This window comes from Paraburkholderia sp. A3BS-1L, assembly GCF_051125215.1.
GTDB lineage: Bacteria > Pseudomonadota > Gammaproteobacteria > Burkholderiales > Burkholderiaceae > Paraburkholderia.
In genome coordinates, this window is record NZ_CP120442.1 from 45,976 (window position 1) to 66,721 (window position 20,746).

The following is a 20,746-nucleotide window of genomic DNA, read 5'->3' on the forward strand; positions in this document are numbered from 1 at the left end:
GCATGAGCACGCAATGGGAAGTCGTTATCGGTCTCGAGACGCACGCGCAATTGTCGACGGCGTCGAAGATCTTCTCGGGCGCATCGACGCAATTCGGCGCGGCTCCGAACACGCAGGCCTGCCCCGTCGATCTCGCGCTGCCGGGCGTGCTGCCGGTGATGAACCGCGGCGCGGTCGAGCGCGCGATCCGCTTCGGCCTCGCGATCAACGCGACGGTTGCGTCGCGCAGCATCTTCGCGCGCAAGAACTACTTCTACCCGGATCTGCCGAAGGGCTATCAGATCAGCCAGTACGAGATTCCGGTCGTGCAGGGCGGGCAGATCACGATCCAGGTGCCCGCCAACGAAAAGGCCGGCAAGGAAGCGTACGAGAAGACCATCAATCTCACGCGCGCGCACCTCGAAGAAGACGCGGGCAAGTCGCTGCACGAAGACTTCGCGGGCATGACGGGCATCGACCTGAACCGCGCCGGCACGCCGCTGCTCGAAATCGTCACCGAACCTGAAATGCGCAGCGCCGCCGAAGCGGTGGCATACGCGAAGTCGCTGCACACGCTGGTCGTGTGGCTCGGCATTTGCGACGGCAACATGCAGGAAGGCTCGTTCCGCTGCGACGCGAACGTTTCGGTGCGCCCGGTCGGCCAGAAGGAATTCGGCACGCGCGCCGAGATCAAGAACCTGAACTCGTTCCGCTTCCTCGAAGAAGCGATCCAGTACGAAGTGCGCCGCCAGATCGAGCTGATCGAAGACGGCGGCACCGTGGTGCAGGAGACGCGTCTGTACGACCCGGACAAGCGCGAGACGCGCTCGATGCGCAGCAAGGAAGACGCGCACGACTACCGCTATTTCCCCGACCCCGACCTCATGCCGCTCGTGATCGATGCGGCGTGGGTCGAGCGCGTGAAGGGCGAGATGCCCGAGCTGCCCGCGACGATGCAAACGCGCTTCGTCGAGCAGTACGGCGTGACGCCGTACGATGCGAACGTGCTCACGTCGAGCAAGGCGATGGCGGCGTACTTCGAAGCGGTCGTGGCGAAGACCGGCGCTGCCCAGGCGAAGGCCGCCGCGAACTGGCTGATGGGCGAAGTGTCCTCGCAGCTGAACCGCGAAGGCCTCGACATCGGCGCCTCGCCGGTCTCGGCCGCGCAGTTCGCGCTGCTGCTCCAGCGCATCGCCGACGGCACGATCTCGAACAAGATCGCCAAGGAAGTGTTCCAGGCGATGTGGGACGAGAAGGCCGCAGACGTTGCCGCAGCGGATCGCATCATCGAAGCGAAGGGCCTCAAGCAGATTTCGGATACGGGCGCGCTCGAAGCGATCATCGACGAGGTGCTCGCGGCGAACCAGAAGTCGGTCGAGGAATTCCGCGCGGGCAAGGAAAAGGCGTTCAACGCGCTGATCGGCCAGGCGATGAAGGCCACCAAGGGCAAGGCCAATCCGCAGCAAGTCAACGAACTGCTGAAGAAGAAGCTGGGCTGATCGAGCCGGGCTGGCGTTCGGGTTGACGCAAGTCGTTGTGGGGCGGCGTCGCGCGCATGGCGTGCGGTGCCGCCTTGCCGTTTCAGGGTCCAGCAACAAGGAGGAGTGCAGCGCATGGCGAAGTCCCCGAGTCTCGACGATTACCGTGTGCCGTATGCCGGCGACAAGAAAGCGGAGAAGTTCGCGCCCGAGGCGATCGACCCGACCGAGAAGCCGTTCTCGACCGGCAGCAAGGATGGCGACCGCGAACGCCTCGCGGAAATCGGCGCAAGGCTCGACGAGCTGCAGGAGCGCCTGCATGCGCAGCGTCACCATCGCGTGCTGCTCGTGCTCCAGGGCATGGACACGAGCGGCAAGGACGGCACCGTGCGCGGCGTGTTCCACGAGGTCGACCCGCTCGGGCTGCGCATCGTGCCGTTTCGCGCGCCTACGCCCATCGAGTCGGCGCACGACTTCCTCTGGCGCGTGCATATGCAGGTGCCCGCCGCCGGCGAACTGGCCGTCTTCAACCGCAGCCACTACGAAGACGTGCTCGTGCCGCGCGTGATGCGCCAGATCGACATGGACGAATGCGAGCGCCGCTACCGGCAGATCCGCGACTTCGAGGCCATGCTCGTGGAGAACGGCACGACCATCATCAAGTGCTGGCTGCACATTTCGAAAGACGAGCAACGCCGCCGCATCCAGGCGCGCATCGACGACCCCACCAAGCACTGGAAATTCGATCTTTCCGATATCGAGGCGCGCAAGCACTGGGACGCCTACCAGGCGGCGTATCGCGATGCGCTCGCGGCCACGTCGACGGAAGTCGCACCGTGGTACGTGATTCCCGCCGATTCGAAGACGCATCGCAATGTGATGGTGGCCGAGTTGCTGCTGCGTCTGATGGACGGACTGAAGCTCGAGTTTCCGCCGGCCAAGGCCGAGCTCGCGGGCGTGAAGGTCGAATGACGCTTCGGAGCGACTCCAGAGCGACGCCAGGGCGGCTCAATGCGCTCCCATCTCCCAACCGCGCAAATCAAAAGGACTGAAGACATGCTGCGTGTGATCACCGCGAACCTCAATGGCATCCGCTCCGCGGCGAAGAAGGGTTTCTTCGAATGGTTCGGCGAGCAGAACGCCGACGTGCTCTGCGTGCAGGAAATCAAGTGCTCGCAGGACGACATGACGCCCGAATTCATGGCGCCGCACGATTTCAAGGGCTATTTCCAGCACGCCGTGAAGAAGGGCTATAGCGGCGCGGGCGTCTACACGCGCCATGAACCCGACGATGTGATCATCGGCTTCGGTAGCGAGGAGTTCGACGTGGAAGGCCGTTACGTCGAGACGCGCTTCGGCAAGCTCTCGGTGATTTCGGTGTACGTGCCGTCGGGTTCGAGCGGCGAGGAACGCCAGCAGGCGAAGTACCGCTTCATGGATGCGTTCCTGCCGCATCTCGAAGCCCTCAAGCGCGAACGCGAGGTGATCCTGTGCGGCGACGTCAATATCGTCCACAAGGAAATCGACATCAAGAACTGGAAGGGCAACCAGAAGAATTCGGGCTGCCTGCCCGAAGAGCGCGCTTGGCTCACCAAGCTTTTCGACGACGTGGGCTACGTCGACGTGTTCCGCACGCTCGATCCGCGCCCCGAGCAGTACACGTGGTGGAGCAACCGTGGCCAGGCCTACGCGAAGAACGTGGGGTGGCGCATCGACTACGAGATCGCGACGCCCGGCATCGCGGCGACAGCGAAGCACACGTCCATTTTCAAGGACATCAAGTTCAGCGACCATGCGCCGCTGACCATCGACTACGACTACAAGATCAAGAAGCGCTGAGCGCGCGTCGGGCGGCTCGAGGCCGCCTCGCGCGCTCGTCAGGGCGCAGCTGTGGCCGTTACCTTCGAGCGCTTCGGCACCGGAATGCCCTGATAGTCGGGCAAGCTGGCCAATGGCTTGCCGATTGCCTTCGCGTAGAGCGGCATCATGTCGACGAGCCGCTTGGCGATGTCCGCGCGCCGCGCCGGCGGATACGGATGCACGTAGATGAAGCCCTGGTCGCGGTCGGCGCGCGTGGCCGTGGCGAGCTTGTCCCAGACCGTGAGCGCCGCGCGCGGATCGAAGCCCGCGCGGGCGGCGATGTCGCTGCCGATCACGTCGGCTTCGGTTTCGTCGTCGCGGCCATAATGCATCTCAACGAGACGCGAGCCGATGCCGAGCGGGAACATGCCGAGATCCGCGAGCCCGAACAGTTGCGGCACCACGCCCGCCTCGATCTGCGCGGCCTGCTGCTCGCCGAGCCGCTCGCGCACATGCTCGCGCACCGCATGCGCGATCTCGTGGCCGAGCAGCATGCCGAGTTCGTTGTCGTTGAGCTTCACGCGATCGAGCACGCCGCCGTACACCACGAGCTTGCCGCCCGGTAGACAGTACATGCGGATGTCCGGCGAGCGGATCACCGCCACTTCCCACTTCCAGTTTTTCACGCGATCGCTCCATTTGAGCGCATAGGGCGCGAGCCGGTCGACGAGCTGGCGCACGCGCTGCGCGTGCGGATCGGAGTCGGGGTAGAGCAGTTTCGAGTGCGCTGCGCCGCGCACGATCTCGGTGTATTCGGCGGCGGCCTGCGCTTCGAGCATCGGCGACGGGATCAGGTTGCGAAACGCCGCGATGTTGCCAAAACGCACGACGCGGCCCGTGTTCGGTCCGCCGGACGTGGCGTTGGCGGACGCAGAAGCACTGCCGGCCTGCGCCTGCGCTGGCTGCGCATTCGCGCCGGAAGTAGCCGCAGCTGTGCCGATGGCCTCGGCCGCGCTCGCGAGCGCGGCCGGCGTGGAGGGCACCGAGGTCGAATTGGCCGGGACGCTCGCCGATGTGCTCGCGGATCCATTCGCGCTAGAACTGCCGGCAGCGGCCTCAGCGGCGCCGGCAAGACCCGCATGCAGGACTCCCCACATGGGCAGCGCTGCGGCGAGCGCCCGCGCGAGCGTGCTGCTCCACCCCGGACGGTGATGCGTCGGGTGGCGGGCGGGCACGGCATGCTGGCGGGACTTCACTTCCGGATTCTCCACGGGGCGATACGAATGAGCAGCAGCATACCCGGTACCGCGAGCACCGTGCAGACGATGAAGTAATCGAACCAGCCGATCTTCGCGACCACATAACCGCTGGCTGCGGACGCGAGCGTGCGCGGCACCGAGGCGAGGCTCGTGAACAGCGCGAATTGCGTCGCCGTATAGCGCGGATCGGTGGTGCTGGCGATATACGCGGTGAACGCGGCGAGCGTGAGGCCGGTCGCGAACGTCTCGAGGCCGTAGACGAGCGCGAGCGCGGCGGCGCGCGGGTCCAGCGCGAGCTGCGCGTGCAGGCCGACGGCGCTGGCGAGTTGCGCGACGCCATGGAGGGCGTCCTGAATGAGCGCGAGCGTGGGGGAGCCCGGGCCGAGCTGCGCGAGCCAGGCGAAGCCGAGCGTCGAGACCATCTGCAGGAAGCCGAAGATCCATAGACCGCGTCCGATGCCGATCTTCACGAGCGCCACGCCGCCGATGATGCCGCCCGCGAGACTCGCGCCGAACGCGGTCATCTTGGCGATCACGCCGATCTCGGTGCGCGAGTAGCCGATATCGAGGAAGAACGACGTCGAAAGCGTCGTGGCCATGGTGTCGCCGAGCTTGTACAGGAAGATGAAAGCGAGCACGAAGAGTGCCGCGCCCAGACCGTCGCGTTTCACGAATTCGGCGAACGGCTGCACGATGGCTTCGCGCAGGTTCTTCGGCGGCGCGCCGTGCACTTCCGGCTCGCTCACCACCAGCGACATGATCATGCCGGGAATCATGAACACCGCCGTCACGACGAACACGGTGCTCCACGGCAGATGATCGGAGAGAATCAGCGCGAGCGAACCGGGTACGAGCGCCGCGATCTTGTACGCGTTCACGTGCACCGCATTGCCGAGGCCTTGCTCGGTGTCCTTGAGCAACTCGCGCCGGTAGGCGTCGATGGCGATGTCCTGGCTCGCGCCGAAGAACGCCACGAGCGCGGTGAGCGCGGCCACGGTCCAGATCGACTCCTTCGGCGAAACGAAGCCGAGCGTGGCAATCGCCCCCGCCACGAGAATCTGCGTGACGAGCATCCAGCCGCGCCGGCGCCCCGGGCGCCAGCCGGGCAGACGCGGTACGTAACGGTCCATGAGCGGCGCCCAGACGAACTTCCACGTATAGGGGAACTGGATCAGCGCGAACAGGCCGATTTCCTTGAGGTTGACGCCTTCCGAGCGCAGCCACGCCTGCACCAGATAGACGAGCGTAAAGAGCGGCAACCCCGAGGTGAAGCCGAGAAACACGCAGATCAGCATGTGCGTATTCAGGTACGCGCGCCAGCCGGGGTGGTCTTCGTGTGCGTCCAGGTTGTGTGATGCCAGAGGCGTCTGGGTTACATCGGACGCCTGGGACGTCTGCGGGGTGTCCGTGGCGGCCTCTTGGGGCGGATTCTGCATGGGGTCCGGGATATCGGCGGAGTGTCGTCGGAGGGCGGCGGCGCGGTGACCAGCGGGTGACCAGCGTGGTTTGCTGATCGGCGATCCGTGAAGGGTGCGCGACACCGCTGCCGGTGTCGCCGCTTTCTCACGCTTTCTTCACGCGATAGACCGCAAGACTACCACGCCAGTTCACGCCCCATCGAACCGTCTGGCCTCCGTGCAGCACGGCGCGGTCGAGAATCTCGATGCCGACCTCGGGCGCGAGCGCCTCGAAGTCCTTCACCGTGAGCACGCGCACGTTCGGCGTGTTGTGCCACTGGTAAGGCAGCGACTTCGAAACCGGCATGCGCCCGTTCAGCACCGAAAGGCGGTGTGGCCAGTAGCCGAAGTTCGGGAACGAGACAATGCACTCCTTGCCCACGCGCGCCGTCTCGCGCAGGATCGCGGCGGTCTGGTGAATGGTCTGCAAGGTTTGCGAGAGGATCGCGAAGTCGAAGCTCCCATCTTCGAACAGGCGCAGGCCGTCCTCGAGATTCTGCTGGATCACGTTGATGCCGTTGCTCACCGAGGCGAGCACGCCCGCGTCGTTGAGCTCGATGCCGTAGCCCGTGCATTCGAGCTCTTCAGAGAGCAGCGAAAGCAGCGCGCCGTCGCCGCAGCCGAGGTCGAGCACGGTCGAGCGCGGCTCGACCCAGCGCGCGATCGTGCGAAAGTCGGGACGGGCCGAAAGACTGTCGAATGCGCTCTGGTTCATGCGCCCACCTCGTTGGCAATGCGTTCGTAATAAGCGCGCATGACGCCGTGATAGCGCGCGTCGTCGAGCAGGAAGGCGTCGTGGCCGTGCGGCGCGTCGATCTCGGCGTAGGTCACCTGGCGCTTGTGGTCGAGCAGCGCCTTCACCAGTTCGCGCGAGCGCGCGGGCGCGAAGCGCCAGTCGGTGGAAAAGCTCGCCACGAGGTACTTCGCCTTGGTGTGCGCGAGCGCGCGCGTGAGATCGCCGTCGAAGTCCTTCGCGGGATCGAAGTAGTCGAGCGCGCGCGTAATGAGCAGATACGTATTCGCGTCGAAGTAATCGGCGAACTTGTCGCCCTGGTAGCGCAGATACGACTCCACCTCGAACTCCACATCGAAGTTGAAGTTGTAGTCGTTCACGGCGCCCTCGGCGCGGCGCAGTGCACGGCCGAATTTGGCGGCCATGTCGTCGTCCGAGAGATAGGTGATGTGGCCGATCATGCGCGCCACGCGCAGGCCTCGCCTGGGCTTCACGTTGTGCGCGTAGTAGTCGCCGCCGTGGAAGTCGGGGTCCGAGAGGATCGACGAGCGGGCCACTTCGTTGAACGCGATGTTCTGCGCCGAAAGCTTGGGCGTGGAGGCCACCACGATGCAATGCCCGAGGCGATCGGGATAGCGCAGGCTCCACGCGAGCGCCTGCATGCCGCCGAGGCTGCCGCCCATCACCGCGGCAAACTTCTCGATGCCGAAGCGGTCGGCCACGCGTGCCTGGGCGTCCACCCAGTCTTCCACCGTGACCACCGGAAAGCGCGCGCCCCACGGCTTGCCCGTGGCGGGGTCGACGCTCATCGGTCCGGTCGAGCCGAAGCACGAGCCCAGATTGTTCACGCCGATCACGAAGAAGCGATTGGTGTCGAGCGGCTTGCCGGGGCCGACCATGTTGTCCCACCAGCCGACGTCTTTGGGGTTGTCCGCGTAGACGCCCGCGACATGATGCGACGCGTTGAGCGCGTGACAGACGAGCACCGCGTTGCTGCGCGCGGCGTTGAGCGTGCCGTAGGTTTCGACCACGAGGTCGTACCCGGCGAGCGCCGTGCCGTTCTGCAGTTGCAGGGGCTCGTCGAAATGCAGTGTTTGAGGAGCGACGATGCCGATCGATTCCATTCGTTCCGCCTGGGTTTCTGGGCGGCTAAACGGCGTCGGCGGGCGCGCGGTGCGGGCGCAGCTGACGACCTCTTTAGCCGCATTTATATCGAACCTCAGGCCAATGCCTGAAGTTCACGCGCCCGCAATCGAGTCAGCAAATCGGCGCGTGGGTGATGCACAACGAGCGCAAAGTATAACGGAAAACGCCTGGGCACAATGACGCGGACGAACCTGCGCTCCCGCCGCCGCCCGCCCGCGCGTATGCCTCGCGGGCTCAGACGCCGCGCGGATGGGCGTTGTGCCAGCGCCGCAACTGGAGCGACGCGACGATCATCAAGATGCCGTAAAGAACCGCAAAGCTGGCGATCAGCCAGATGAGCGAAAGTGCACCCGCGCCCGGGAACATGACGATAAAGATGCCCAGTGCAACGGAGAGCACCCCCGAGAGGCCGACCACCCACGGATGCGCAATTGCATGCCGGTACTGGATGGCGTAGACGATCTCGAAGAAGCCCACTGCGAGCGCCCAGAAGCCGATGATCATCACGAGGATGATGGCGGTTTCGCCGGGCCAGAAGAATGCCACGAGCCCCGCGAGCACGCCGATCGCGCCCACGAACACGTATGACCAGCGCCGCGAGCCGCCGCCGCGCGCGCCATAGAGCAGCGCGAAGGCGCCGTCGACGATTGCGTAAGCGCCCCAGACGAGGGCGAGCGTGAGCACGGTGAGGCCGGGCCAGGCGTAGGCGAGCACGCCGAACAGAATGGCGGCGATGCCGCGTGCGAGCAGCCAGCCCCAATGGGCGGAGAGGCTGGCGAGAATGGGCAGGGCGGCGGGAGGCGTCGGTCGGTTCATGCGTGTTTTCCTTGTCGGCCAGACCGCGCCTCGTGGGCGCAGTCCGGCTATTGAAGAATCACGCGGATCTGCTCGTCGGCATGCTCGCTGGGGGAGCGCTTGAAGCCGCTTTGGGCGTAACGGTGCCAACTGCCGATGACATAGCGGACGAGGAGATTGGCGCGAACAGCGGGATCGTAACCGGTTTTCGAAACGCGCCCGTCGGCCGTGCCGCCTTCGGCCTGCGCTTGCTCAGCCAGGCTCACGCGCAGACACTGGCGCAGCGTGGCCTCGATGCGGTCGAGCATCTGGTTCACGCGCTCGGCGAGGCGCTCATGCTCGCCCACGAGCGCTTCGCAGGTCAGCACGCGCGTCATGCCGGCGTTCTTCGCCGAAAATTGAAGCAGCATCAAGGCAATCGCGCGCGCCTGCAGCGCGCCGCTCGGCTCCTTCGTGACGATCTGGTTGATGAGCTGGAACAGCGTCTGCTCGATGAAGTCGATGAGGCCCTCGAACATCTGGGCCTTGCTCGCGAAATGGCGATAGAGCGCGGCTTCGGAGACGTTCAGGCGCGCGGCCAGTGCGGCGGTGGTGATCCTCTCCCCCCGCGGCGCTTCGAGCATCGAGGCGAGCGTCTGGAGAATGTGCACGCGGCGCTCGCCCGGCTTTGGACGGCTGCCGCGCCGAGGCGCGGCGTCTGGAGATTCGGCTGCTGCGCTTGCCGCCACGGCGGCGTCACGCGTTTCGGTCGGCTGCATGAAGGTCGCCCCCTGAGTGCGGCCCGCAGGCTGCGAATGCGCCCGGCCGCTTGAGTCTTGCCGTTGGTCCTGCCGTTTATTGTCGCCTGCTGCGCAATGCCCCGCTGCGCAGACCGCGTCCGAGCGATTTTAGCGAACGAACGCAATGATCGACATAGTGGGGCCGCCCGCCGCTCGCCACGTGTGCGGGTAGATGCCCCGTGATCCAGACCGTGCGGATGCCGAGGCGCTTGTAGCGCTTCAGATGCCCGCGCGTGTCCTCGACGAGGATCGCGTCGGCGAACGCGACGCGCGCATCGCGCAGCGTCTTGCGCAGCATCGTGTGGTCGGGCTTGGCGCGCCAGCGGTCGCGCGTGCGCATGTGCTCGATCGCCACGACGCGCTCGAACTGCCGCTCGATGCCGAGCGCCGCGAGCACCGCGTGCGCGTAGTCGGCGGGGCCGTTGGTCAGCACGATCTTGCGACCGGGCAGCGCCGCGAGCATGCGCGCGAGGCCGCGCTCGGCGCGCAGCATCGCGGGCAGGTCGTCGAAGGTGTGCACGACCTTCAGGAAGTCGTGCGGATCGATTCGATGATGGCGCGTGAGGCCCAGCAGTGCCGCGCCGTATCGATGCGTGTAGCTCGTGCGCAGATGGTTCGCGACGTCGCGGCTCACGCCGAGCGCGTCGATGATGTACTGCGTCATGCCCCGGTTGATGGCCGGGAAGATCGCGTGCGAGGCGCAGTGCAGCGTGTTGTCGAGGTCGAAGAGCCAGACGGGGGCGCCATGGCTCGGGGCGCTGTCGCCGGCGCTCCAGTTGCGCTGCCCGGCATGCGACGGCCGGCGGCGAAGCGGGCGTGAGACGTTCATCATGCGAAAGTTGGCGTTGCGCAGGCGCCGCGCGAGGGGAGGAGGGCGCCGTGGCGGAATCGCCCGTGCGGCGCCCGAAGCCGATTCAGTGCGAGCGGATCATCGTGCCGAACGGCTGCTCGGTCAGGATTTCGAGCAACACCGAGTGCTCGATGCGGCCGTCGATGATGTGCACCGAGCGCACGCCGCTCTTGGCCGCGTCGAGCGCCGACGAGATCTTCGGCAGCATGCCGCCCGAGATCGTGCCGTCTTCGAAAAGCGCGTCGATCTCGCGTGCCGAAAGGTCGGTGAGCAGATTGCCTGCCTTGTCCATCACGCCGGGGATGTTCGTCATCATCACGAGCTTCTCGGCGTTGAGCACCACCGCGAGCTTGCCCGCCACCAGATCGGCGTTGATGTTGTACGAGAGGCCGTCCTCGCCGAAGCCGATCGGCGAGATCACCGGAATGAACGCGTCGTCCTGGAGCGCCTTCACGACGGCCGGGTTGATCGCGTCGACTTCGCCCACCTGGCCGATGTCGATGTACTGACCGGGGTTGTCGCGGTCCGGCATCATCAGCTTGCGCGCGTGGATCAGGCCGCCATCCTTGCCGGTCAGGCCGACCGCGTGGCCGCCGAAGTGATTGATGAGCGTGACGATGTCCTGCTGCACCTCGCCGCCGAGCACCCACTCGACGACTTCCATGGTTTCTTCGTCCGTGACGCGCATGCCCTGGATGAACGTGCCTTGCTTGCCGATCTTCTTGAGCGCCGTGTCGATCTGCGGGCCGCCGCCGTGCACGATGACCGGATTGATGCCCACGAGCTTGAGCAGGATGACGTCGCGCGCGAAGCCCTGCTTGAGCCGCTCCTCGGTCATGGCATTGCCGCCGTACTTGATCACGACGGTCTTGCCGTGATACTGGCGGATGTAGGGCAGCGCTTCAGCCAGGATTTCGGCTTTCAGGGTGGGCGCGATCTGCGAGAGGTCGATGGGCTCGGACATGGCGGCGGGACTGGACAGGAAAACGGAGCGGAAAACGGGTGAAAATAGGCGCGCTCGCGAAAGCGCGGTTGAAACAGGGCGAATTGTACAGGACTGGCGCGGTGCAACAGGGTTTTCGGCACGGCGGCGCACGAGCGTGCAACAAGGTGGCGCCGGGGCGTTGGGTTGCGCACAATTGAAGCGAATTTCAAGCGATCGCACGCTATTTTCACTAAAATGCGTACGATGAGTGGGCCACAGGCGGCTGTGCGGTCCTGTGGCATCATTTTTCCCATCACTGAATCCGGCCTCGCCAGGAGCGCGCCGCCATGACCGCCCCCGCAAGCCCTGCCCATGCCGTGAAGCGCGCGCGTTGCCCGCGTTGCGGCAGTGTCTTCGATTGCGGCAGGGACACCGACCCCTTCGACTGCTGGTGCAAGACGCTGCCCGCCGCGCCGGCGAGCCAGCTCGACCCGCGCGGACGCTGTCTGTGTCCCGAGTGTCTGGCCGCTGCCGTTGCCGCGGGGGCGGCGGCCCGGGGCGCTGGCGAAAGCCGCTGAGTCGCCGGGCCGCTGAGCCATTCAATACGCCGTCATCGTGCCTGCTTTGCCCGATGCTCGCCGGCGAGTTTCGCGAGGTCGGCGCTCACCTCGTCCAGAACGGGCTCCCACTCGCGAAACCGCTTTTGCCGGTACAGCGTCGTGTGCGGATACCACGGACTGTCGCGCCGCTCCAGTCCCCAGACCCAGTGCGGGTTCACGTCCAGCAGCACCCACGTGCGCCGACCCAGCGCGCCCGCCAGATGCGCGCTCGACGTGCAGACCGAGATCACGAGATCGAGCGAGTCGATGAACGCTGCGGTGTCTTCGAAGGTGCGCCACTCGGCGCTGAAATCCGCGATCTCGAAGCCTGCCTTGCGCACGGCCTCGATCTCGGCGCCCGCGCCAGGCTGCAGTGAATAGAACGCCACCTCAGGTAGGGCCGCTGCGAAATTTGCTGCGAACCGTGTTGCGAAGTGCCCGAGTCCAATGCGCCGGAACGGATTGCGTTTGTGCGTGAGGCTGCCCGTCCACGCGAGCCCGACCTTCAGGCGCCGCTCGCCCGCGAGCCGCTCGCGCCAGCGCGCCGCTGCGGCGGGGTCCGGCGCGAGATAGCGCGCCGGACCTGGGATCGTGTCCTCGCGCGTGCCGAAAATCAACGGCAGGCTCAGCAGCGACACTTCGCAGTCGTAGGGCGGCAGCGTGGCGACCGGGCCGCCCGCACAGTAAAGATCGCAATGTCCGCCCAGGCTGCGCGAGAGCAGCGCGCCCATCTCCGGAAACGAATTCCAGACCAGCCGGCCGCCTTCGCGATGCACGCGCTCGGCGAGCATCGGCACATAACGGCAGAACTGCAGCAGGTCGCCCTTGCCTTGTTCGCCCCACACCAGCAGCGTGCGGCCGGCAAGCGGCTCGCCCCGCCATTCGGGTTTGGGGAAGGCCGGGCGGCCGCTGGCCAGCTCGCTCGCCCCCTGCCAGCGCACCTCGTGTCCGTGCCAGCCCTCGGCAAAGTTACCGCGCATGAGCTGGATCATCGACAGGTTAAGGCGCATCGATGCGTCGTTCGGCGCATACTGGCAAGCGTTGCGCGCGGCCAGTTCGGCTTCGTCCCATTGCTGGGCTTCCCGGCACGCCATCGCGTAATTGTTCGCGGCCAGCGCGCTATGCGGCGCGAGTGCAAGTGCCCTACGACCCGCCGCTAGCGGGCGCGCGATGTCGGTGTCGGTGGGCAGCACCCGGCTGAGATTGATCCAGGCATTGATGTCCTCCGGGTTTGCCGCGACGGACTCTTCGAGCAATGCCAGGATTTCCCGGCTATTGCGTTCGATATTGACTTGTAGCAAGGCGCTAGCAAGATTGTTTCGCAAACTGGGAAACGTTCGTTGGATCGCGAGTGCATGGCGGTAGGGCGGGAGTGCTTCTGCGTGGCGGTTGGCGAACTGCAGCGCAAGCCCGGCGGCGAACCATGCGGCGGCGCGCTGCGGTTCGAGTCTCGCGATCGCGGCGCTCAGGCGGATGGCCTCGCTGGCCAGTGCGGGCTCCCGGGCGCTGGCTGCGATGAGCATCAGCGCATCGTCGTCGAGACCGCGCAGCGAGGCGCGCATTTTCGCCAGCAGTTCGCGGGCCACTTCGGTTTCGCCATCGGTCGAGGCTTCGGTTGCTTCAACGGTTGCGGCATCGACGAAATCGAGAAAGAGGTCGCGCACGTGTGCAAGCGTGCCAGGAAGAAGAGTTTGCATTTGACCAAGTCACCCTGTCGGAAAATGTCACATCGAATGTAGCCAGAGGATGACTTAGATTGAAGCAAACCTTTTCACGATAATGAATCAGACGAGTCCGAACAGGTAAACTGGCACGATGCATCGCATAACCGTCAGTGCTAGCGTCAATCTCAGCCATTTGTTCTGGCTGCGCAGTCTCGCCATCATCGGCCAGCTCTGCACGATCGCCTTTGTACAATTCATGTTCGGCGTGACGTTGCCGCTGCCCGCGATGCTGTTCGTGATCGCCATGGAAGTGGCGTTCAACGGCGTGACCTGGCTGCGCGTCACGCAAGATCGCCCTGAATCCAATCTCGAATTGTTCGGCCAGATCTGGGTCGACCTGGGCGCGCTCTCCGCGCTGCTGTTCCTTTCGGGCGGCACGACCAATCCGTTCGTTTCGCTCTATCTGCCTTCTCTCGCCATCGCGGCGGCCGTGCTGCCGTGGTATCTCACCGCGTGGCTCGCGTGCTTCGCCGTGGCTTGCTACATACTGCTCGGGTTCGACAACGTCCCGCTCAATCTCGACAATCCCGCGAATCTCTTCGATTACTACCGCGGGGGCATGTGGGTGAACTTCATGGTGAGCGTGGCGCTCATCGTGTGGTTCGTCGCGCGCATGTCGCGCGCGCTGCGCCAGCGCGAAGCCGCGCTCGCTGACGCGCAGCAGCGCCTCCTGCGCGACGAACGCGCGGTCGCGCTCGGCGTGCAGGCAGCCACGGTCGCGCACGAGATCGGTACGCCGCTCTCGAGCATCGCGATGCTGACCGAAGAGCTGCGTGACATCGCCCGCACTGACAAAGGGCTCCAGCCGTATGGCGCCGACCTCGAACTGCTCGACAAGCAGATCACGCTGTGCACCTCGGCGCTCGCGCGCCTGCGCAGTCGCGCGTCTTCGGCGGGCAGCCGCCAGGCCGTGAGCGAATGGCTAGGGCCGTTCGTCGAGCAATGGCGGCTGCGCCATCCGCACGTAAAGTTCGAACTCCTTGGTAATGCGCCTGCCGAATTGTGTCTCGACGACACCGTTGCGGTCGGCCAGATCCTCACGATCCTGCTCGACAACGCCGCGCGCGCGAGCCGCGACTTCGTCACGCTGCGCGCAACGACGCGCGCCGGCTACATCGATTTCGAGGTTTGCGATGCGGGGCCGGGCATCCCGGCGGCGCTGCGCGCGTCGCTTGGCGCGGCGCCCGTGGAAAGCACGCAGGGCGGTCACGGCGTGGGGCTGTATCTCGCGTTTTCGTCGGCGGCGCGGTTGGGCGGTTCGATCGATCTCGGCGATGCGGGCGCCGTCGCCGGGAAAGACGCCGCGCTCGACGCCGGGCAGCCTGACGCAGGCGCGCGCGAGGTGCCGGGCGCGGGCCAGGCTGCTGCGCGCCCGCGCAAATGGCGCGGCACGCGCGCAGTGCTGCATGTGCCGGCGAAGACAGAGACCCGGGCGGGCGAGGCGGCTAGCGCAGGTGCGGCGGCGCAGAGTTCGGAAATTGGCGAAGGGCCAGGCCGGCCCGACGCCGCCTGATAACACGGAGAAGCAGTATGAGCGATATGAATTTCCTGGTGATCGACGACGACGAGGTGTTTTCCGACATCCTGACGCGCGGCCTCACGCGACGCGGCTACCAGGTGCAGCAGGCGCACAATGCCGAAGAAGCGATTCGTTTCGCGAATCAGCAGAAGTTCTCGCAGATTACCGTCGACCTGCATCTCGGCAACGACTCGGGTCTTTCGCTGATCGCGCCGTTGCGCAACCTGCAGCCCGATGCGCGCATGCTCGTGCTCACGGGTTACGCGAGCATCGCCACGGCGGTGCAGGCCGTGAAGGATGGCGCCGACAACTATCTCGCCAAGCCCGCGAACGTGGAAATGATTCTCACCGCGCTGCAAGGCGACGCCAGCGCGCTACAGGCCGAGGCGGCCATCGAGCATCCCGCGCCGCTATCGGTCGCGCGCCTCGAATGGGAGCACATTCAGCGCGTGCTGGCCGAGCACGGCGGCAATATTTCGGCCACGGCGCGCGCGCTCAACATGCATCGGCGCACGCTGCAGCGCAAACTCGCGAAGCGGCCGGTGCGCCAGTAAGCGCAAAAGCGCGCGCAAGCCACGCAAGCCACGCGTAAAAGAATAGGGGCTCCGCCAGTGTGCGGAGCCCCTTTTTCGTTGTGCGCGCGCACACGGGCGGGCTTCGATCAAGTTCGCGCGTTTTACCCGCGCGCCCACAAACCGTTACAGCACATAGCGCGAGAGATCCTCATCCTGCGCGACTTCGCCGAGCGCCTTGTCGACATAGGCCGCATCGATGACCACGCTCTGGCCCGCATGATTGCCGGCCGCGAACGACACATCTTCGAGCAGCTTTTCGATGACCGTATAGAGACGGCGCGCGCCGATGTTCTCGGTCTTCTCGTTGACGGCGTAAGCGATTTCCGCGAGGCGGCGAATGCCGTCGTCGGCGAAATCGAGTTGCACGTCCTCGGTGGCGAGCAGCGCCTGATATTGCTTGACGAGGCTGGCGTCGGTGGCGACCAGAATCGCTTCGAAGTCCTTCACGGAGAGCGAATCGAGTTCGACGCGGATCGGAAAGCGCCCTTGCAGTTCGGGAATCAGATCGCTCGGCTTCGAGAGATGGAACGCACCGCTCGCGATGAACAGGATGTGATCGGTCTTCACCATCCCGTACTTCGTGTTGATGGTCGTGCCTTCGACGAGCGGCAGCAGATCGCGCTGCACGCCCTGGCGCGAGACTTCGCCGCCGCTGCCTTCGTTGTTGCGCGAGGCGATCTTGTCGATTTCGTCGAGAAACACGATGCCGTTCTGCTCGACGTTCTGCACTGCCTTGGTCTTGACCTCTTCGTCGTTGAGCATCTTGGCCGCTTCTTCGTCGGTGAGGACCTTGAGCGCTTCCTTCACCTTGAGCTTGCGGCGAATCTTTTTGCCACCGCCGAGATTGGCGAACATCGAGCGGATTTGCTCGGTCATGTCTTCCATGCCCGGCGGCCCCATGATGTCCATGCCCACTTGCGGCTGCTCGACGTCGAGCTCGATTTCCTTGTCGTCGAGCTGACCTTCGCGCAGGCGTTTTCGGAAGGTCTGGCGCGTGGCGTTGTCGCCTTCGCTTTGGCCCGGTTCGGCCGACGAAGAGCCGAAGCCCACCGGGCGCGCGCTCGGCAGCAGGATGTCGAGGATGCGGTCTTCCGCTTGATCGGTGGCCTTGCTGCGCACCTTGCGCATTTCCGACTCGCGCGTTTGCTTCACCGAGATTTCGATCAGGTCGCGCACGATGCTGTCCACGTCGCGGCCCACGTAGCCCACTTCGGTGAACTTGGTTGCTTCGATCTTGATGAAGGGCGCGTCGGCGAGCTTGGCCAGACGCCGCGCGATTTCGGTCTTGCCGACGCCCGTCGGCCCGATCATGAGGATGTTCTTCGGCGTGATTTCCTGGCGCAGTGGGTCGGCCACCTGCTGGCGGCGCCAGCGGTTGCGCAGCGCGACGGCCACCGACTTCTTCGCCTTCGTCTGGCCGATGATGTGCTTGTCGAGTTCCGAGACGATCTCGGCGGGGGTCATGGTGCTCATCCTGATTCCTTCTCGTCTGTGCGGCGGGTTACTCGATGGTTTCGATCACGCGGTTGTGATTCGTGTAGATGCACATGTCGCCCGCGATCTGGAGCGATTTTTCGACGACCTCGCGCGGCGAGAGTTCAGTGTTCTCCACGAGCGCGCGGGCCGCGGCCTGCGCATACGCGCCGCCCGAGCCGATTGCGCAGATGCCTTCTTCGGGGTCGAGCACGTCGCCGTTGCCGGTGATGACGAGCGTGGTGCTGGCGTCGGCGGCGATCAGCATGGCTTCGAGGCGGCGCAGCATGCGGTCGGTGCGCCAGTCCTTGGCGAGTTCGACGGCCGCGCGCGTGAGATTGCCTTGATGCTTTTCGAGCTTGGCTTCGAAGCGGTCGAGCAGCGAGAACGCATCAGCCGTGCCGCCCGCGAAGCCCACCATCACCTTGCCGCCGTAAATGCGCCGGACCTTCTTCGCGCCACCCTTCATGACGATGTTGCCGAGAGTGACCTGGCCGTCGCCGCCGAGCGCGACCTTGTCGCCGCGCCGCACGGATACGATCGTCGTGCCGTGAAATTGCTCCATGTGCGTTCCTTTTTACCGTTGATGCCAGGCAGAGGCTGGTGCGACGCGGCCTTTGCAGCCGTGCCGCATTGTCGGATTCGGTACACGCCGCTCTATTCGCGCGGGGCGCGCGAGCGGGCGTATCGAATGGAGTTTAGGGCGGCAGCGGGCAGTTCAAGGGCTCGCGGCGCAGAAATCGAGATAACCGTGAGACAAGCGTGGGAGAAAGTCGGGCGCGAACGCCTGCGCAGCGTCAGATGCAAATAAAAAAGCGCACGGGACTCCGTGCGCTTCGACTAGGAAGGCAGAAAATTCCGGCACCCGCCGCGCGGCGGCGCCGGCAGCCAATCAATCGCCGAACAGCTTCTGGCGCAGTTCGCGGCGCTCTTGCGCTTCGAGCGAGAGCGTGGCGGTCGGGCGTGCGAGCAGACGCGGAATGCCGATCGGCTCGCCGGTTTCCTCGCACCATCCGTAATCGCCCGATTCGATGCGCGCGATCGATTGCTGCACCTTCTTCAGCAGCTTGCGCTCTCGGTCGCGCGTGCGCAGTTCGAGCGCATGCTCTTCCTCGATCGTCGCGCGATCGGCCGGATCTGGCACGATGACCGTTTCGCGCAGATTCTCGGTGGTCTGGCCCGCATTGCGGAGGATTTCCGCCTGCAGCTGTTCGAGCCGGTTCTTGAAGAAGGCGAGCTGATCCTCGTTCATGTAATCCTTGTCGCTCATCTTCAGGATTTCGGCTTCGGTCAAGAGTCGTTTCGTCGTCATCTGGCTTGCTTCTTCAATGAGTGAGGCAAAACTGGCACATCTTGCCTGCACTTTTGTGTTGCCCGCAGTGGCTTCTCCCACTTTACCGCGCGCTGTATCGCGCCAATGTGCGCGCCGGCGAGACGGGACGATGAACTGTCGTGACGCCTAAGCGCCGCTGCGGGGCCGAACTCCTCTGGAAACCGTTTTTAGATGCTCCTGAGGCATATTTCGTACCGGCTGCGCGCTGCGACGCGATGCGCGGCCGGGGAGGCCATCTCCTGCCGGAATCCGCTGAAAGGGAAATCCCGGGGCGCCTCTCTTTCCAGTGGGGCCGTATTGTAACCGAACCGCAAACTCGCGCCGCAAGCGGGAAAATCCCAAGTTGGCGGCTCTCGTCAACGTTCGATATCCAGAAAATATAACGCGCCCATCGTGAAAAAGCGATGGTCGGGTACGTTATTTGACATGCGCAGCGGAGAAAGGCGATTTTACCCAGCCGTGCTCGCCAGACGACAACGCCCGGCCATGGGCCGGGCGTTGGAGGCATCCTGACGAACGAGCCGTGCTGCAGTGCAGCGCGTCAGGCGAGGCAGGCGTCGAGGCCGTCGGTGATGAGGTCCTGCGGCAGCTCGATGCCGATAAACACCATCTTGCTGCTCTTCTTCTCGATCGGCAGCCACTTCGCGGCGAGGTCGCTGCCCATCAACTGGTGCACGCCCTGGAACACCACCTTGCGGTCCACGCCCTTCATGTAGAGCACGCCCTTGTAGCGCAGCAGGCGCTCGCCGTAGATCTGCAGGATGCCGCCGAGGAAGTCCTCGAGGCGGTTCGGATCGAACGGACGGTCGCTGCGGTACACGAACGACTTGATCTTGTCGTCGTGATGCGCGTGATGATGGTGGTGGCCATGGTCGTGGCCTTCGTGATTGCACTTGCCGTGATCGTGGTCGCATCCGGCGTGCTCGTGATCATGATCATGATCGTGGTCGTGATGCGCATGATTGTGATCGTCTTCAGCGAGGAAGTCGGGGTCGATCTCGAGCTTGGCATTCAGATTGAAGCCGCGCAGATCGAACACTTCCTTGATGTCCGCCTCGCCGAAATTCACCTCGCGGATTTGCGCGCGCGGATTCATGTGCATCAGGCGATGGCGCAGGTCGTCGAGTTCACGGGCGTCGACGAGATCGGCCTTCGTGACGAACAGGCGGTCGGCGAAACCGACCTGGCGCTGCACGACTTCGTGCTCGTCGAGCTGATGGTTGCCGTGCTTGGCGTCGACGAGCGTGATGATGGCGTCGAGCAAAAATTCGCCGGCGATCTCGTTATCCATGAAGAACGTCTGCGCGACCGGGCCCGGATTTGCGAGGCCCGTGGTCTCGATCACGACGCGGTCGAAATCGAGCTTGCCGTCGCGCTTTTGCTGGGCGAGATCGCCGAGCACGCGCGCGAGGTCGCCGCGGATCGTGCAGCAGATGCAGCCGTTGCTCATCTGGATGATCTGCTCCTGGCTGTCCTGCACCAGGATTTCATTGTCGATGTTCTCTTCGCCGAATTCGTTTTCGATCACGGCGATCTTCATGCCGTGCTGCTCGTTCAGGATGCGCTTGAGCAAGGTGGTTTTGCCGCTGCCGAGAAAGCCGGTCAGGATGGTGACTGGAATCATGCTATGTGCCTTGAATGCCTGGAATCGGGGTGGGATGCGGCGCGGGAGCTGAGCGTTACAAGATAACGACGTATTGGAACATATCTGGCCGGCTCGCGCTTGCACCAGCCTTGCGCTGCAGGAGGTAACCGTTCGGGTCGGGCGGCTGCGCCGGGATTGTCGAAGCGGTTTATCTCATTAATTTCAACCATCTCAATTTAATCAATGGTCTTATAGATTCACATCTTTGCAGCAAATCCTTGAGTTTGGAAATCGCCCTAGTGTTTCAGCCTGGCAAGCCGCGTTTAATTCAACTGCCGACAGCAATTACCAACGAAACCCTCCGGTTTGATCCGGCGTGCGCGTCGCTGATAAGCAGCACTCACGGAGATTGTTTTTAGCGCGCGCCGTGCCGGAGTCGGGAATAGACGATCGGCTCTATGTCTCATTAATTGGTTGGCGAATGCTGGATTGATCGTGTTTCCCCGTTTCTCCAATTAATGGGAATCTGGATTAACTGCTTGCTTTGTTGAAACATTATTGAGGATTTTATGAGCAAGGTTTATCGCAGCGTTTATAACAAGGTGCTGGGTACGTGGGTGGCGGCATCGGAATTGACCGCTGCGCGCCGCAAGCCGGCGCGCGCGAAGTCGGGCGCCATGCTCGTAGCGGGCGCACTCCTTGTCTCGACGGGCGCAATGTCCGAGCTGGCATAGGCA

General features: G+C 64.6%; 20 protein-coding genes. 7 read left to right on the forward strand and 13 right to left on the reverse strand.

Going from position 1 to position 20,746, the window contains the following annotated elements; translation table 11 throughout:
- Positions 1-2: 2 nt before the first annotated feature.
- From gatB to P5W99_RS00215, 3 genes are all read left to right on the forward strand, one after another.
- Complete coding sequence (gatB, locus tag P5W99_RS00205; RefSeq protein WP_421022678.1) at positions 3-1,478, forward strand: Asp-tRNA(Asn)/Glu-tRNA(Gln) amidotransferase subunit GatB; 1,476 nt, start codon at positions 3-5, stop codon at positions 1,476-1,478.
- Between the two features lie 114 nt (positions 1,479-1,592).
- Complete coding sequence (locus tag P5W99_RS00210) at positions 1,593-2,429, forward strand: PPK2 family polyphosphate kinase (RefSeq protein ID WP_421022679.1); 837 nt, start codon at positions 1,593-1,595, stop codon at positions 2,427-2,429.
- Positions 2,430-2,513: 84 nt separating this feature from the next.
- Positions 2,514-3,296: an exodeoxyribonuclease III gene (locus tag P5W99_RS00215; protein ID WP_421022680.1), complete on the forward strand. Its 783-nt coding sequence runs from the start codon at positions 2,514-2,516 to the stop codon at positions 3,294-3,296.
- A 38-nt stretch (positions 3,297-3,334) separates the two neighbouring features.
- On the opposite strand, the gene P5W99_RS00220 is transcribed toward P5W99_RS00215, so the two are convergent.
- From P5W99_RS00220 to argB, 8 genes are all read right to left on the reverse strand, one after another.
- Complete coding sequence (locus tag P5W99_RS00220; RefSeq protein WP_421022681.1) at positions 3,335-4,513, reverse strand: M48 family metallopeptidase; 1,179 nt, start codon at positions 4,511-4,513, stop codon at positions 3,335-3,337.
- The gene (locus P5W99_RS00225; protein ID WP_421022682.1) at positions 4,510-5,952 is read right to left on the reverse strand and encodes an AmpG family muropeptide MFS transporter; all 1,443 of its coding nucleotides are present in this window, start codon (positions 5,950-5,952) and stop codon (positions 4,510-4,512) included. The genes P5W99_RS00220 and P5W99_RS00225 overlap by 4 nt, the downstream gene beginning before the upstream one ends.
- 127 nt (positions 5,953-6,079) lie before the next feature.
- Positions 6,080-6,688, reverse strand: a complete 609-nt coding sequence (metW, locus tag P5W99_RS00230) for a methionine biosynthesis protein MetW (protein WP_421022683.1) — start codon at positions 6,686-6,688, stop codon at positions 6,080-6,082.
- Positions 6,685-7,830, reverse strand: coding sequence for a homoserine O-succinyltransferase MetX (metX, locus tag P5W99_RS00235; protein ID WP_421022684.1), 1,146 nt, complete (start codon positions 7,828-7,830; stop codon positions 6,685-6,687). The genes metW and metX overlap by 4 nt, the downstream gene beginning before the upstream one ends.
- 256 nt (positions 7,831-8,086) lie before the next feature.
- Complete coding sequence (locus tag P5W99_RS00240; RefSeq protein WP_421022685.1) at positions 8,087-8,668, reverse strand: HdeD family acid-resistance protein; 582 nt, start codon at positions 8,666-8,668, stop codon at positions 8,087-8,089.
- A gap of 47 nt (positions 8,669-8,715) precedes the next feature.
- Positions 8,716-9,405: a nucleoid occlusion factor SlmA gene (gene slmA / locus P5W99_RS00245; RefSeq protein ID WP_421022686.1), complete on the reverse strand. Its 690-nt coding sequence runs from the start codon at positions 9,403-9,405 to the stop codon at positions 8,716-8,718.
- 76 nt (positions 9,406-9,481) lie between these two features.
- Positions 9,482-10,255: a pyrimidine 5'-nucleotidase gene (locus P5W99_RS00250; protein ID WP_421025136.1), complete on the reverse strand. Its 774-nt coding sequence runs from the start codon at positions 10,253-10,255 to the stop codon at positions 9,482-9,484.
- Positions 10,256-10,340: 85 nt separating this feature from the next.
- A complete protein-coding gene (gene argB, locus P5W99_RS00255) occupies positions 10,341-11,240 on the reverse strand; it encodes an acetylglutamate kinase (RefSeq protein WP_421022687.1) in 900 nt (299 codons plus the stop codon).
- Between the two features lie 308 nt (positions 11,241-11,548).
- Between argB and P5W99_RS00260 the strand changes: the two genes are divergently transcribed.
- Positions 11,549-11,779 (forward strand): cysteine-rich CWC family protein, encoded by a 231-nt coding sequence (locus tag P5W99_RS00260; RefSeq protein WP_421022688.1) that lies wholly within the window; start codon positions 11,549-11,551, stop codon positions 11,777-11,779.
- Between the two features lie 32 nt (positions 11,780-11,811).
- On the opposite strand, the gene P5W99_RS00265 is transcribed toward P5W99_RS00260, so the two are convergent.
- Positions 11,812-13,497 carry a hypothetical protein gene (locus tag P5W99_RS00265; protein ID WP_434661402.1) on the reverse strand — a complete coding sequence of 562 codons (1,686 nt, stop codon included), beginning with the start codon at positions 13,495-13,497 and terminating at the stop codon, positions 11,812-11,814.
- A 118-nt stretch (positions 13,498-13,615) separates the two neighbouring features.
- Between P5W99_RS00265 and P5W99_RS00270 the strand changes: the two genes are divergently transcribed.
- Entirely contained in the window at positions 13,616-15,037 is a 1,422-nt protein-coding gene (locus tag P5W99_RS00270) for an ATP-binding protein (protein ID WP_421022690.1), read from the forward strand.
- A gap of 17 nt (positions 15,038-15,054) precedes the next feature.
- Positions 15,055-15,597: a response regulator transcription factor gene (locus tag P5W99_RS00275; RefSeq protein WP_322061294.1), complete on the forward strand. Its 543-nt coding sequence runs from the start codon at positions 15,055-15,057 to the stop codon at positions 15,595-15,597.
- Positions 15,598-15,741: 144 nt separating this feature from the next.
- Here the strand turns inward: P5W99_RS00275 and hslU are convergent, their stop codons facing one another.
- From hslU to P5W99_RS00295, 4 genes are all read right to left on the reverse strand, one after another.
- Positions 15,742-17,091 (reverse strand): ATP-dependent protease ATPase subunit HslU, encoded by a 1,350-nt coding sequence (gene hslU / locus P5W99_RS00280; RefSeq protein WP_421022691.1) that lies wholly within the window; start codon positions 17,089-17,091, stop codon positions 15,742-15,744.
- 28 nt (positions 17,092-17,119) lie between these two features.
- The gene (hslV, locus tag P5W99_RS00285) at positions 17,120-17,656 is read right to left on the reverse strand and encodes an ATP-dependent protease subunit HslV (RefSeq protein ID WP_421022692.1); all 537 of its coding nucleotides are present in this window, start codon (positions 17,654-17,656) and stop codon (positions 17,120-17,122) included.
- Positions 17,657-17,983: 327 nt separating this feature from the next.
- Positions 17,984-18,403: an RNA polymerase-binding protein DksA gene (gene dksA / locus P5W99_RS00290; RefSeq protein WP_027815854.1), complete on the reverse strand. Its 420-nt coding sequence runs from the start codon at positions 18,401-18,403 to the stop codon at positions 17,984-17,986.
- 562 nt (positions 18,404-18,965) lie between these two features.
- Positions 18,966-20,048 (reverse strand): CobW family GTP-binding protein, encoded by a 1,083-nt coding sequence (locus P5W99_RS00295; RefSeq protein ID WP_421022693.1) that lies wholly within the window; start codon positions 20,046-20,048, stop codon positions 18,966-18,968.
- Between the two features lie 530 nt (positions 20,049-20,578).
- Between P5W99_RS00295 and P5W99_RS00300 the strand changes: the two genes are divergently transcribed.
- On the forward strand, positions 20,579-20,743 hold the full coding sequence (locus tag P5W99_RS00300; protein ID WP_421073858.1) for an ESPR domain-containing protein: 165 nt from the start codon (positions 20,579-20,581) through the stop codon (positions 20,741-20,743).
- Positions 20,744-20,746: the final 3 nt, after the last annotated feature.